Origin of the sequence: Pantoea sp. GM_Pan_3 (assembly GCF_026541045.1) — a bacterium.
In the GTDB taxonomy this organism is placed as follows: Bacteria; Pseudomonadota; Gammaproteobacteria; order Enterobacterales; family Enterobacteriaceae; genus Pantoea; species Pantoea anthophila.
In genome coordinates this window covers 44,240-58,544 of record NZ_JALNVA010000009.1, presented here as the reverse complement: position 1 = coordinate 58,544, position 14,305 = coordinate 44,240, and the positions used below count along the sequence as shown (strand labels likewise).

Sequence of the window (14,305 nt, the reverse complement as noted above, 5' to 3'; positions counted from 1 at the left end):
TCGATGCTTAGCTGAAAAAACGCTATGGATGCCAGACGGACTCGCGAACCCGGATAGCGCGATTAAACAGCCCCAGCGCATAGAAGCGGTCTGCGATGGTCTGCTGTTCCCGGATGATGGCTAAATTCATGCGCTGGGTCTGATGACTGCGCCGGGCCAGGGCATGCATCAGAGAGGAAGTAGAGATGCCGAGTTCGGTGGAGAGCAGTCCGGCCGCTTCCGCACGGTGCGCATCAATGTAACGTCCCGTCTGCTCCAGCGCGCCAAGCAGAACCTGCAGCAGATCGCCCGAATGGGCGGCAAATCCGCGTTCGGCGAGATAGAACTGATGGTTGTTGACCCGCCCGGTGCCGTCAGCAATCACCCTGAACTGACCGCTGTTCTCGGCATCGCTGAGCAGGGGATCCCACATCATCCAGGCATCCACCGCATTGAGATCGCTGGGCGTTAAGGGATATCGGGGCGGCGCGTAGACGATACGCACATCATCCAGGGCTAACCCCGCCTCATCCAGAATCTGCAGCAGCAGATAGTGAACGTTGGAGCCGCGGTTGACGGCGATACGCTTCCCTCTGAGATCGCTTATCTGCTGAATCGGGCTGCTGTCCGGCACCAGCAGCGCGACACTCTGCGGCGCCGCTGGCTCCCAGGCGACATAAATCATCGGGCTGTTGCTGGCCTGGGCAAACAGCGGCGGCACTTCGCCGGTGGTGCCGAAATCGATCTCCTTATTACTCAGCGCATGCAGAAGCTGCGGACCCGCCGGAAACTCGCTCCATAATACGCTGACGCCACGATCCGCCAGCTGCTGTTCCAGCGACTGACGCGCTTTCAGAATACCGAGGTTGCCGAACTTCTGATAACCGATGCGCAGTTCCCGCTCATGCTCCGGAGCCTGGCAGGAAGCGGTCTGGCGCTGACGCAGGGCGGTGCGGCGCGGTTTAATCACGCCGAGGTGTCCCAGCTGGGTTCGCAGCGTATGACGGCTGATGCCGAGCAGAGCGGCAGCCTGAAGCTGATTGCCCTGGGTCAGTTCCAGCGCATTTTTCACCAGCGCGGCAATCACGCGGGGATAGAGTGGCGTTTCGCTCTGCTGCATCTGCTGGCGCAGGAACTGATCCAGCGCCTCTTCGCCAGGCGGCAGATCGCTCTCCGCCAGCGGACTCAGCCGCAGCTGCTGCGGCGTTACCACGGAGCTTTTGCTGAGCAGCACGGCGTTGTGCAGCGTGTTCTCCAGTTCGCGGATGTTGCCCGGCCAGCTGTAGGCCATCAGCGTCGCCAGCGCCTCCTCGCTGAGGCGGAGCTGAGGACGGCCCAGGCGACGCGCATAGAGCTGCAGAAAGTGTGTGGCCAGCACCGGGATATCCTCGCTGCGCTGGCGCAGCGGGGGCAGCGTCACACTGGCTACATTCAGCCGGTAGTAAAGATCTTCCCGGAATCGCCGTTCACGAATCGCTGCGGCCAGATCACGGTTCGTCGCCGCAATCACACGCACATTGACCTTTACCGCCCGTGACGATCCGACGCGGGTGATCTCACGCTCCTGCAGCACGCGCAGCAGCTTTATCTGTAGCGACAGACTCAGTTCGCCGACTTCATCCAGCAGCAGCGTGCCGCCTTCTGCCGCTTCAAACCAGCCCCGATGCCGCTCCTGTGCGCCGGTAAACGCCCCTTTCTCATGCCCGAACAGTTCTGACTCCGCCAGACTTTCGGTCAGCGCGCCGCAGTTAACCGCCAGGAACGGCTGCCGGCTGCGCGCGCTGTGGTGATGCAGATAGCGCGCCATCACCTCTTTACCGGTGCCGGTTTCGCCAATGATCAGTACGGTCGCATCGGTGGGGGCGAGCTGATCCAGCACGCTTTTAAACGCGCGCGATGCGGGGTCAATCAACTCAGGGCTGGAAATCTGCATCTCGTTTTACCGGGTTACCAGAAGAGTGATGACCATACCGCGCGTCCGCCGCATAAACGAGAGGCCGGAGGTGCCGGATTGTTGCCGACGCGACAGCCTGCCACCCTTACTGTTGCAAATGCAGCAGTACCAGTCGAAATGGTAAATGCCTATCTCACTGAATTAACGGGATAAAAATAGCTGCTCACTCTGGCACGCTATCTGCTAATGGCTATATAACCAAAGGAATTATCCCTATGTATTAAATTCAAATATCGTTATAAAGGAATCTGCTAATGAGTCACGCGACACAGGAAAACCTGAATCTCTTCTGGTTTCTGCCCACCCACGGTGACGGGCGCTATCTGGGGACAACCGAAGGAGGCCGGGCGGTCGATTTACCCTATTTACAGCAGGTGGCGCTGGCAGCAGACAATCTGGGCTACTACGGTGTGTTAATCCCGACCGGCAAGAGCTGCGAAGATTCATGGCTGGTCGCCTCGGCGCTGGCCCCGATCACCAAAAACCTGCGCTATCTGGTGGCCGTGCGCCCCGGCCTGCAACCGCCGAGCCTGGCGGCACGCATGGCCGCGACGCTGGATCGCCTCTCGGGCGGGCGTCTGCTGATTAATGTGGTCACCGGCGGCGACCCGGTGGAGAACAAGGGTGATGGTATCTTCCTCAGTCACGCCGAGCGCTATCAGGTGACCAGGGAGTTTCTCGACGTCTACTCCCGCCTGCTGAAAGGCGAGAAGGTCGACTTCGCAGGAGAGCATATTCGCGTAGAAGGCGCGGAGATCCTCTTTCCTCCGGTGCAGGAGAACGGCCCGCCGCTCTATTTTGGCGGTTCCTCGGAGGCGGCTATCGACGTTGCCGCCAGCCAGATCGATACCTATCTGACCTGGGGAGAACCGGTCGAACAGGTGGCAGAGAAGCTGGCTGTAGTGCGTCAGCGGGCGCAGGAACAGGGCCGCACGCTCTCCTATGGCATCCGGTTACATGTCATTGTACGGGAAACGGAAGAGGAGGCCTGGGCCGCCGCCGATCGGCTGATCTCGCATCTGGATGACGAGACGATCGCCGCAGCGCAGAAGATTTTCGCCCGGATGGATTCAGCCGGTCAGGCGCGGATGAGTGCGCTGCATCAGGGATCGCGCGAGAGTCTGCGCATCGGGCCTAATCTCTGGGCGGGCGTGGGACTGGTGCGCGGCGGCGCAGGCACCGCGCTGGTGGGCAATCCGCAGCAGGTTGCCGATCGTATTCGTGAATATCAGGCGCTGGGGATTGAGAACTTTATCTTCTCCGGCTATCCGCACCTTGAAGAGGCGCACCGCTTTGCCGATCTGGTGATGCCGCTGCTACCGCTGGCGGCCAATGCTGAAAAGAAACAGCGCAGCGTGAATACCGGGCCCTTTGGCGAAACCATTGGCGGCGACCGTCGCCCGGAAAAGCACTCCAGCGCCAGTTAACAGAAGAAAAGGCTCGTTTATGTCACAACAGCAGATTGTCATCATCGGCGGGGGATTCACCGGCACCGCACTGGCGATCCATCTCGCCCGGCTGGGCGAGGCGGGGTTGAGCGTGACGGTGATCGAACCGCGGGCGCAGCTGGCGCAGGGCGTGGCGTATGGCACGCCCGATCCGGCGCATCGTATCAATGTGCCGGCTGCCAGAATGCAGCTGGCCGGGGATGAAGCGGGCGCGTTTGACCGTGACTACCGGGCCTCGCCGCACTTCCGCGACGATCCGGACGCGCTGTGGCATGACGGCAATGTTTACCCGCAGCGCGGTGAGTTTGGCCGCTGGGTCAACGCGCAGTTTATTTATCAGCAGCAGCACTCGCCCGTGACGCTGCGCCATTTACAGGACAGCGCGGTTTCCCTGCAGGATGGCATCGTCACTACGGCTTCAGGTCAGCGCATCCGGGCCGATCAGGTGGTGCTGGCGATCAGTCATCCGCCGCCTGAACTGCCTGCGCTGCTTAAACCGCTGCAGGCGCACCCCGCCGTCATCGCTAATCCCTGGCAGGGTGATGCGCTGGCCCGGATTGCGCCAGACGAGCGGGTGGCGATCATCGGCTCAGGGCTGACCATGTCTGATGTCGTCGCCTCGCTGCACCGCCAGCGGCATCGCGGCGGGATAACCGTTTTCTCGCGTCGCGGGCTGGTGCCGCGCGCCAACCTGAGCGGCAGCGAAGAAGAGTACACGCTGGATTACCGCCTGCCGCAGCCCGCCAGCGCGCGAGGCTGGTTACATCGGGTACGTCAGGAGGTTAAGCAGGCTGCGGCGCTGAATCTCCCCTGGCAACTCGTGCTGGATGATATTCGCCGCAACGGGCAGCGTATCTGGCAGAGTCTGCCGCTGCATGAACAGCAACGCTTTCTGCAGCATCTTCGTCCCTGGTGGGACGTTCACCGCTACCGCATCGCCCCCCAGGTCAGCCAGGTGCTGACTCAGCTGCAGGCCAGCGGGCAGCTTTCGCTGCGGGCGGCGCGTCTGATCGCCGCCGAACCGGCGGGAGACGCGCTCCGGCTGACGCTGCGGCTGCGGGGCGCGCATCAGGAGAGCCAGGTAGTGGATCGGGTGATTGTGACGACCGGCCCGGCGCATAACGCGCTGCTCAACAGCAATGCCCTGCTGCGCCAGCTACACCGCGACGGCGTGATTCAGCCCGATGCACTGTCGCTGGGCATCAGCGTCAATGCGCTGTCGCAGACGCTGGATGCCCGGGGCGAACCCAACCCGCATCTCTCTGTCGCCGGGCCTGCCGCACGAGGACGTTTTGGCGAGCTGATGGGACTGCCACAGGTGGCAGAGCATGCGGAATTGGTGGCGCACAGGCTGCTGAGCATTACGCCCTCCTCCCTCAGTGAGCGATGTCCCGGCTCCCTGACGCACTGATTCAGCCCTGAAAAAACCTCAATCTATACGCGGGCGGCAAGCGATTGCCGCATCCGCTCAGGAGTCGCTATGTCATCGCAACGTGAAATTCGCCTTAATGCTTTCGATATGAACTGTGTCGGTCATCAATCTCCCGGCCTGTGGGCGCATCCCCGCGACCGCTCCTTGCAGTATAAAGATCTGGAATACTGGACCGACCTGGCGCGCCTGCTGGAGCGCGGTAAGTTTGACGGGCTGTTTATTGCGGACGTACTGGGTGTCTATGATGTGCTCAACGGCAATAATCAGGCGGCCATTCGCCAGGCCACCCAGGTGCCGGTTAACGATCCGCTGGCGTTAATTACGCCGATGGCGCTGGTGACGGAGCATCTGGGGTTTGGCCTCACCGCCTCGCTCTCGTTTGAACACCCCTACCCGTTTGCACGGCGCATTTCCACGCTCGATCACCTGACCAAAGGCCGCATCGGCTGGAACATTGTGACCTCCTATCTGGAGAGCGGCGCGCGCAATATCGGCCAGCAGACGCAGACCGATCATGACGCGCGCTATGACTATGCCGATGAATATCTTCAGGTGATCTATAAACTGCTTGAGGGTAGCTGGGAAGATGACGCGGTCGTGCGCGATCGCGAACGCCATATTTTCAGCGACCCGGATAAAATTCATCCGATTAACCATCAGGGCACCTTCTTTCAGGTGCCGGGCATTCATCTCTGCGAACCGTCACCGCAGCGCACGCCGGTACTTTACCAGGCGGGAGCCTCCAGCCGCGGCAAGGCGTTTGCGGCGGAACATGCCGAGTGCGTGTTCGTGGCGGCTCCCTCGAAAGTGCTGCTGAAAAAAACCGTGGCGGATATTCGCCAGCGAGCCGCCGCGGCGGGACGCGATCCACGCGACATACTGATCTTCAATCTGCAGACGGTGATTGTGGGTGAAACTGACCTGGCAGCGCAGGCCAGATGGCAGGAGTACAAACGCTATGTCAGTTACGAAGGCGCGCTGGCGCTGATCTCCGGCTGGACCGGTATCGATTTCGGCCAGTATCAGCCGGATCAGGTGCTGAAGCATCTGCACACCAATGCGATTCAGTCGGCGGTAGAGACCTTCTCCACCGCCGATCCGAACCGCCAGTGGACGGTCCAGGGCCTGGCAGACTGGGTCGGGATCGGGGGATTCGGGCCACTGCTGGTGGGCAGTGCTGAAACCGTGGCGGATGAGCTGCAGAGCTGGGTGGAGGAAACCGATGTGGATGGTTTTAACCTCGCCTACGCCGTAACGCATGAAACCTTTACCGACGTGGTGGAGCTGCTGGTGCCGGAGCTGCAAAAACGGGGGGTCTATAAGCAGGATTATCAGCCGGGAACGCTGCGTGAAAAGCTGTTCGGACAGGGGCCACGGCTGGCATTGCCGCATCCGGGGGCTGGCTATCGCCGGCGTTCTGATTCAGCGCAGCGGACGCTCAACCTGGCGGTTTAGTATCAGGCTGTACGCACAGCCGCCTGACACCGGATTTACCTGAACGCTGCCGGATGAAATAACCCCTTCATCCGGCCTTTCGCATGCCAGTAAAATCGCATTAACTTATTGAATTTATTATAATCGTTATCCATATTTGTTGGTTGTTTACTGCCCCGGGAATACCTATAAAAGCCTCGTTACCTGCTGAATACAATAACGAGGATACGATGAGTACACTGAATATTGACGACACCCTGACCATCCCGCCGCCCCACTCCACGCCGGTGCGTTCGGTGAGCGACGTGGCCCGGCTTATCAACAGTAAAAGTGAGAAAAACAGCTACGCCCGCTGGATCGTGTTTCTGGCGCTGGGCGGTGTGTTTCTTGATGCCTACGACCTGACGACGCTCTCTTACGGCATTGATGATGTCGTCAGAGAGTTCAGCCTGACGCCGGTGCTCACCGGGCTGGTGACCTCCTCCATCATGATCGGCACTATCGTGGGCAATCTGATCGGCGGCTGGCTGACTGATAAATATGGCCGCTACTCCGTATTTATGGCGGATATGCTCTTCTTTGTCGTCTCCGCCATCGCTGCGGGTCTGGCACCCAACGTCTGGGTGCTGATTGGAGCGCGCTTTCTGATGGGGATCGGCGTGGGGATCGATCTGCCGGTGGCTATGGCTTATCTGGCGGAGTTTTCTAAATTCTCCGGCAAAGGCAATAAAGCGTCGCGCCTCGCGGCCTGGTGCCCGATGTGGTATGCCGCCTCATCCGCCTGTTTCTTCATTATTTTTGCGCTCTATTTTCTGCTGCCTGCTGAACACATCGACTGGTTATGGCGCGCCTCGCTGCTGTTTGGTGCCGTACCGGCCCTGCTGATTATCGCGGTGCGCAGCAGATTTATGAACGAGTCTCCCCTCTGGGCGGCTAATCAGGGCGATCTGCGTGGTGCGGTGCGCATCCTGCGCGACTCTTACGGCATCGAGGCGCATGAAGTGCAGCCCGAAAGAGGCGTTACCGTGAAGGCGGCGCCGAAAGTGAGTTTCCGGGTGCTGTTTCAGAAGCCTTATCTCGATCGCACGCTGGTCAGTGGGGTGATGAACGTCTGTATCGCCTTTGAATACACCGCCATCGCCTTCTTCCTGCCGTCGATCCTTGCGCAGTTTCTGGGAGCGGGCGTCTTCGAAACCATCTCTGCCTCGCTGGGACTGAATGCGTTGTTTGCCTTTACCGGCGGCCTGCTGGGCATGCGGCTGGCGTGGAAATTTCCCTCCCGTCATGTGGCGATTGCCGGCTTTGCGCTGCAGTTTATCGCGCTGATCTCGCTGGCACTGATTGGTCATCCGCAGGCGACGACGGGTGTGGTGGTGGCGGTGCTGATGCTCGGTCTCTGGCTGTTTGCTGAAGGTTTCGGGCCGGGTGCGCAGTTGATGATCTATCCGGCACTCTCCTACCCGACGCATATCCGGGCCACCGGTGTCGGCTTCAGCCGCTCGCTTTCCGGCATTGGCAGTGCGCTGGCGCTGTTTATTCTGCCCATTCTGCAGGCGCGCTACGGCACCAATATGTTCTGGATTGTCTCTCTCGCCGCCCTTATTCCGATTATTTTCCTGTTGATCGTCCGGTTTGAACCGACCCGACAGGACATTGATGAACAACCCGCCACAGGAGACGATCATGTCTGAACTCAACCCGACTGAATTTGCCGCGCTGCGTGACCATTTCAGACCGCTTTTTGCCCGTATTGCCAGCGAGGCGGCGGCACGGGAAACCGGCCGCACGCTGCTGCATGAGCCGATCCGCTGGCTGAAAGAGGCCCGGTTCGGCACACTGCGAATCCCGAAAGAGGACGGCGGCTTTGGTGTTTCGCTGCCCCAGCTCTTTTCGTTACTGACTGACCTGGCCGAGGCAGATTCGAACCTGCCACAGGCGCTGCGCGCGCACTTTGCCTTTATCGAGGATCGTCTGAACCAGCCTGACAGCGAAGCACGCCGTCGCTGGTTCCGGCGTTTCGTCGACGGTGAGCTGGTGGGCAGCGGCTGGAGCGAGGTTGGCGCGGTGAAACTGGGGGAGGTGATCACGCAGGTTTCCCCCGCGCCGGCGGGATGGGTGATCAGCGGTGAAAAGTTTTACAGCACCGGAACCCTCTATGCCGACTGGATCGATGTCTATGCAAAGCGGACGGACAATGGCCGCGACGTGATTGCGCTGGTGAACACGCACCAGACCGGGGTGGAGCGCGATGACGACTGGGATGGTTTCGGGCAGCGGCTGACCGGCAGCGGCACCACCCGCTTTCATCAGGCCGGGGTTGAGCAGCACCACGTTTATGATTTCAGCGAGCGCTTCCGCTATCAGACCGCTTTTTACCAGCATGTCCTGCTCGCGACGCTGGCGGGAATTGGCCGGGCGGTGGTACGCGATGCGGCACAGGCGGTGGCGCAGCGTAAGCGGATTTACAGTCACGGCAACGCCCCTCAGGTGAGGCAGGATGTGCAGGTGCTGCAGGTGGTCGGACAGATCAGCAGCTGGGCCTGGGCCGCCGAAGCCGCCGTCGACCGCGCGACCCACTCACTGCAGCGGGCGTTTGAGTTACAGCTCAGCGGCGCGGATGATGCAGCGCTTCACGCGGCTAACGTGCTGGCAGAAGTGGAATCTGCTAAAGCGCAGACCGTAGCCACGGAGCTGGTGACGCGGGCCGCCACGGAGCTGTTTAATGCGCTTGGTGCGTCGGACACCCGCGTCAGCAAGGCACTGGACCGCCACTGGCGTAACGCCCGCACGGTCTCATCACACAATCCGGTGATCTACAAAATCCGCAATGTGGGTGACTGGGAAGTGAACGGCAGCGATCCGACGTTCATCTGGCAGATAGGCAATGGCGAAGGCGCGTGAGATCGCTAAGGCCGGGTTTCCCGGCCTTAACCGCTCAGCGATGATTCAGACGACGCGACAGCCGGTCTCCGCATAACTGAAGCAGCGTGACCAGTGCGACCAGCACCACAATGACCGTCACCATGACCTGCATGTCAAAGCGCTGGTAACCATAACGATAGGCCAGATCCCCTAATCCCCCGGCACCGATGGCACCCGCCATGGCTGAGGCGTTGATCATGGTGACCAGCGTAATGGTGAAACCGCTGACGATGCCAGGGCGCGCCTCCGGCAGCAGCACATGCCAGATAATGTGCCAGCGATGAAAACCCATCGCCTGCGCCGCTTCGGTCAGCCCTTTATCCACCTCCCGCAGGCTGACCTCCGCAATGCGGGCAAAGAACGGGGTTGCCGCCAGGGTCAGCGGCACGACGGCCGCCCAGACGCCGTAGGTCGTCCCGACGATCCAGCGGGTAAAGGGGATTAACGCCACCATCAGAATCAGAAAGGGTATGGAGCGGAAGAGATTCACTATCCAGCCCAGCACCCGATTGAGTGCCGGACTGGGAAAGAGATCGCCCCGTCCGCTGACCACCAGAATCACCGCCATCGGCAACCCCAGCGCCAGAGCCAGCGCAGAGGAGACGCCAACCATCAGCAGGGTGTCCAGTAACGCGGTCCACAAACGATCAATAGCCTGTGACATAACCCACTACCTCCAGTCGATCGGCAATGTGCGCCAGTTGAGCGGTGACGGATTGCGCCTCATGCTGTGCATCCAGCAGCACCAGCAGCTGCCCCACCGGTTTCTGTTCCACCCACTCAATCGCGCTGTGGATTAGCGTAATTTCCCCCGGCACCCGCGCGCTCAGCGCGCCGATGTCGGGCCGGGCACCCTGTCCGGTGTAGCGCAAGCGCAGTAACAGCCGCGCATCCTGATGCAGCCGATGATCACTCAGGCGGGCGGCAACGGATTCGGGCAGCGTCTGATGACCGGGATTGAGCAGCTGACGCGTGGTTTCCTGCTGCGGGTCGCTGTAGACCTGCCAGACCGGGCCGCGTTCGATGATTTCCCCCTGATCGATGACCGCCACGTTGTGGCAAAGGTCATGCACCACATCCATCTCGTGGGTGATCAGCACAATGGTGATATGACGCTGCTGATTAATCTTTTTCAGCAGCGCCAGAATCGCACGCGTGGTCTCGGGATCGAGTGCTGAGGTGGCTTCATCGCACAGCAGCAGTTCCGGGTCGTGCACCAGCGCACGGGCAATACCGACGCGCTGCTTCTGCCCCCCGGAGAGCTGTGCAGGCCAGGCGTGTTGCCGCGCTTCCAGCCCGACCAGCGCCAGCAGTTCATCCACCTTTCGCGCCCGCGCCGCCGCCGGCACGCCGGCGACCCTGAGCGGCAGCTCAATATTCTGTCTGACGGTTTTGGCGGAGAGCAGATTGAAGTGCTGAAAGATCATGCCCGTGCTGCGCCGCCATTCGACCAGCTGCCGCGCGCCCAGCGCGCTGATGTCGGTGCCGTCGATGACGATGCGTCCACCGGTGGGATCTTCCAGGCGGTTCAGGCAGCGGATAAGCGTGGATTTGCCTGCGCCGCTGCGGCCGATGATGCCGAAAATCTCACCGCGCTGGATCTCCAGGTTGATGTTATGCAGTGCATCGGCCGTCTGACCGGGATAGCGTTTACTGACCGCTTCCAGCCTGACGTGAGCAGCAGCGTGGGTGCGGATTGCGGCGGCGGCATGGGGCAACGCCGTCGCGTCAGGAATGACCAGGCTGACCATCGTTACTGACTCCAGCCCGGCTGATAGAGTTTGCCGTAGAAGCTGTCGAGGCTGGCGCGTACCACCGGCGAATGCTGATAGATATCGACAAATTTTGCCAGGCGCGGATCGTCCTGGTGCCCCTCCCGAATCACAAACTGAATCACATATTCCGGATGTTCCAGCCCGTCGAACAGCAGCGCGTGATTCGGATCGATGGTTTTCGCCAGACGCAGATAGTGCGGATACCCCTGCGCCAGGTCGACCTCTTCCAGCGACCGTGAGAGCTGTACCGCTTCAACCTCAATGATTTTCAGCTTCTTAGGATTGCTGACGATATCATCGACCGTGGATTTCAGTCCGGCGCCCGGTTTAAGGGTAATCAGCCCCGCCTTCTGCAGCAGGAGTAAGCCACGCGCGCCGTTGATTGGATCGTTGGCGATGGCGACGGTGCCCCCTTCCGGCACCTGGTCAATGGCGTTGTGCTTTTTAGAGTAAAGCCCGATATTGTTGATGATAGCAGGCGCATAAGCGACCAGATGGAACCCTCCTGACTGATTAGCGTTCTCCAGAAAAGGCTTATGCTGGAACAGGTTAACGTCGATATCGCCATTCTCCACGCTGACGTTGGGCGCAGTCCAGTCGGTAAATTCAACCAGTTCAACCGCCAGCCCCTGCTTTTTCGCTTCCGCCACCGCCGTCTCCAGCGGCGGAGCAAAGGCCGCGGTCGTGCCCACTTTGAGCGGACCGGAATAGTCTGCAGCGGCGACGGCAGAGAGTGTCAGCAGCAAGCCGCCCAGCGTGGCGCGTAATCTGTTTGTACGTGTCATGATGATTCCTTGAGGTTAAGCGGATCAGCGACGGCCGGTGGCATGACGCCACTGCGCCGCCGGGTGGCGATCGGGCAGGCGATCCTGCTGAAAGAGTTTGTTGCGCAGTGAGCCGGGCTGATAAGCCGTTTTGTAGCGACCGCGCTGTTGTAATTCCGGCACGACTAACTCGATAAAATCGCGGTAACTTTGCGGGTTAAGAATGCGGGTCAGGTTGAAGCCGTCGATATCTCCCTCATCCATCCACTGCAGCAGCGCCTCCGCAACCTGCGCGGGATTGCCGATAATCAGGGGATAACGACTGCCCATGGCGTGCTGCTCCAGCAGGCGACGGCGGGTCCAGCCGCTGTACGCCTGACTGACCGACTCTATTGCGCGAGTTTCACCGCTGATGATGGGCTCATCCGGACCGAAAGCCGCCAGATCGAGGCCAATCGAGCTGGAAAAATGGGCGATACCCGCCTCCGGGCTGGCATATTCGAGATAGCTGCGGTGCTTCTCCTGCGCTTCCCGCTCGGTCGGAGCCACAATCACACCGACTCCCATGAAAATACGCAGGTCCTCTGCACGGCGGCCCGCCGCTGTCGCCGCTTCACGCAGCCGCTGCGTCTGCTGACGCAATGCCGCGGGTGTCGCGGCATTGACGAAGGTGCACTCGGCATGACGCGCCGCAAACTGAATACCCCGGGCAGAGGTGCCGGCCTGAAACAGCAGCGGCGTGCGCTGGGGTGACGGACTGCTGAGGTGATACCCCTCAACCTGATAAAATTCCCCCTGATGTCTGATGGGATGAATTTTGCTGGCATCGGCATAAAGACGACGCTGGCGGTCGACGACGAGGGCATCATCCTGCCAGCTGCCTTCCCAGAGCTGATAGCTGACGTCGAGAAACTCATCCGCCTGAGCGTAACGCTGGTCATGCGCCAGCAGCTGTTTGTTACCCATCGCCCGTGCGGCACTGTCCAGGTAGCCGGTGACGATGTTCCAGCCAATCCGCCCCTGCGTAAGATGGTCGAGCGTTGAGAGACGACGGGCAAAGGTAAACGGTGCTTCATAGCTGAGGTTAGCGGTCACTGCAAAACCGAGATGCTGTGTGACGCCCGCCATGGCTGAAACCAGCATCAGCGGATCGTTGACCGGCAGCTGAATCGACTCGCTCGCCGTCAGCCCGATACCCTGCTGATAAACGTCATAGACGCCCAGGATGTCCGCAATAAACAGTCCGTCGAACAGCCCGCGCTCCAGCAGGCGTGCCAGATCGGTCCAGTAACTCAGGCTATTGAATTCGGTGGAGTGATCCTGAGGGTGTGTCCACATGCCGTGATGAATGTGCCCGACACAATTCATGTTGAAGGCGTTGAGCAGAACCTGTTTCTGACTCATAGCGTACCCCGGCGCGGTGGCAGTACGCCATTGAGCAGGAAGTTGCCTATCGCGGGATATTTCCAGCGCACCGGATCGTGCAGGGTGTGAGTGCGCGCATTGCGCCAGTGGCGGTCGAGATGATATTCACGCAGGCTGGCCCGTGTGCCGCCGAGTTCAAACAGCAGGTTAGCGGCCTCCAGTGCGACCTCGGTGGTCCAGGCGCGTGCCTTCGCCACCGCAATCGAAGCCTGCGCCACCGTATCAGCATCAGGCTGTTGTTGCGCAACGTCAATGGCTGCACCCGCCTCCGCGATGAGCGCCTCGCCAGCCCGCAACCGTGCCGCCAGACGCCCGGTGCGATCGAGCGTTAAGGGGTCCTCACAGGCGCGGGTCACGCCGCTGTCTGGCCACGGCCGGGCACGCTGACGCAGAAAGTCGAGCATGTCATAAAACGCCGCCTGGGCAATGCCCTGATCGATCGCGGCATGCAGGATCTGTGCAAAAGGGCCCAGCGAGGTCGGCCGCTCAAATGCGGTCTGAAACGGCACCACATCGTCTGCCTCCACCCTGACGTTCTCAAACAGGACGCTGCCGCTGCCGGTGGTGCGCTGGCCGAAGCCACTCCAGTCATCAATAATCGTCACGCCTGCCTGATGTCGGGGCACAAATATCAGCTGCTCTTTCTCGTCTTCGTCGCGCGCCGCCGTGGGAATGCGATCGGCAAACAGCGCACCGGTAGCGTAAAATTTCGTGCCGTTAAGGACATTATCGCGGATCTGTGTGGTGCGCTGATGTGCCGCGCGGGAGGCAAATTCCGCCAGCGCATTTCCCAGATGGACGCCAGCCAGTACCTCGCCATAAAAGCGTTGCTTTTGTGATTCACTGCCGTTGAGGCGCAGGACTTCCAGTGCATAGAAGTGATTCTGCGGAACCTGTCCTATCGCCGCATCGGCCTCACTGAGCAGGGTGATAACGGAGGCGAGCGTGGCGGTTGAAACCGCAATGCCGCCATACGCCTTTGGAACGGTGATCGCCCCCAGGCCTGACTGAAACAGTCTCTGCAAGGGGGCATAGGGCAGCTCACGTTCGCGATCCCGCTCGGCGGCACCCGCACGGAACGCCTGCGCCAGTTGCGCGGCCACGTCCAGCGCCTGTTGCTCACTGCGGAGGCGGTCGGCGGGCTGTTTCGGCTGAACCTGACTCATTCTTTC

General features: G+C 60.7%; 11 protein-coding genes. 5 read left to right on the top strand and 6 right to left on the bottom strand.

Annotated elements, in window-relative coordinates; all coding sequences use genetic code 11:
• Nucleotides 1-22: 22 nt before the first annotated feature.
• Nucleotides 23-1,912: a sigma-54-dependent Fis family transcriptional regulator gene (locus tag OXR04_RS20325; protein ID WP_267372718.1), complete on the bottom strand. Its 1,890-nt coding sequence runs from the start codon at nucleotides 1,910-1,912 to the stop codon at nucleotides 23-25.
• 275 nt (nucleotides 1,913-2,187) lie between these two features.
• Between OXR04_RS20325 and ssuD the strand changes: the two genes are divergently transcribed.
• The 5 genes from ssuD (at nucleotide 2,188) to OXR04_RS20300 (ending at nucleotide 9,148) form a co-directional block, all read left to right on the top strand.
• A complete protein-coding gene (ssuD, locus tag OXR04_RS20320) occupies nucleotides 2,188-3,360 on the top strand; it encodes an FMNH2-dependent alkanesulfonate monooxygenase (protein WP_009093153.1) in 1,173 nt (390 codons plus the stop codon).
• 19 nt (nucleotides 3,361-3,379) lie between these two features.
• Nucleotides 3,380-4,792: an FAD-dependent oxidoreductase gene (locus OXR04_RS20315; protein ID WP_267372717.1), complete on the top strand. Its 1,413-nt coding sequence runs from the start codon at nucleotides 3,380-3,382 to the stop codon at nucleotides 4,790-4,792.
• A 69-nt stretch (nucleotides 4,793-4,861) separates the two neighbouring features.
• Nucleotides 4,862-6,268 (top strand): LLM class flavin-dependent oxidoreductase, encoded by a 1,407-nt coding sequence (locus OXR04_RS20310; protein WP_267372716.1) that lies wholly within the window; start codon nucleotides 4,862-4,864, stop codon nucleotides 6,266-6,268.
• Nucleotides 6,269-6,477: 209 nt separating this feature from the next.
• Nucleotides 6,478-7,938: an MFS transporter gene (locus tag OXR04_RS20305; protein WP_267372715.1), complete on the top strand. Its 1,461-nt coding sequence runs from the start codon at nucleotides 6,478-6,480 to the stop codon at nucleotides 7,936-7,938.
• Complete coding sequence (locus tag OXR04_RS20300; RefSeq protein ID WP_267372714.1) at nucleotides 7,931-9,148, top strand: monooxygenase; 1,218 nt, start codon at nucleotides 7,931-7,933, stop codon at nucleotides 9,146-9,148. Before OXR04_RS20305 ends, OXR04_RS20300 begins: the two co-directional genes overlap by 8 nt.
• 34 nt (nucleotides 9,149-9,182) lie before the next feature.
• On the opposite strand, the gene OXR04_RS20295 is transcribed toward OXR04_RS20300, so the two are convergent.
• From OXR04_RS20295 to OXR04_RS20275, 5 genes are read right to left on the bottom strand one after another with little or no spacing between them, the layout of a single operon-like run.
• Nucleotides 9,183-9,833, bottom strand: a complete 651-nt coding sequence (locus tag OXR04_RS20295; RefSeq protein ID WP_009093148.1) for a methionine ABC transporter permease — start codon at nucleotides 9,831-9,833, stop codon at nucleotides 9,183-9,185.
• A complete protein-coding gene (locus tag OXR04_RS20290; protein ID WP_154929215.1) occupies nucleotides 9,817-10,920 on the bottom strand; it encodes an ATP-binding cassette domain-containing protein in 1,104 nt (367 codons plus the stop codon). Before OXR04_RS20290 ends, OXR04_RS20295 begins: the two co-directional genes overlap by 17 nt.
• Nucleotides 10,921-10,922: 2 nt before the next feature.
• Entirely contained in the window at nucleotides 10,923-11,729 is an 807-nt protein-coding gene (locus OXR04_RS20285; protein WP_267372713.1) for a MetQ/NlpA family ABC transporter substrate-binding protein, read from the bottom strand.
• Between the two features lie 24 nt (nucleotides 11,730-11,753).
• A complete protein-coding gene (locus tag OXR04_RS20280) occupies nucleotides 11,754-13,112 on the bottom strand; it encodes an LLM class flavin-dependent oxidoreductase (protein ID WP_267372712.1) in 1,359 nt (452 codons plus the stop codon).
• A complete protein-coding gene (locus OXR04_RS20275) occupies nucleotides 13,109-14,299 on the bottom strand; it encodes an SfnB family sulfur acquisition oxidoreductase (RefSeq protein ID WP_267372711.1) in 1,191 nt (396 codons plus the stop codon). Before OXR04_RS20275 ends, OXR04_RS20280 begins: the two co-directional genes overlap by 4 nt.
• Nucleotides 14,300-14,305 lie beyond the last annotated feature (6 nt).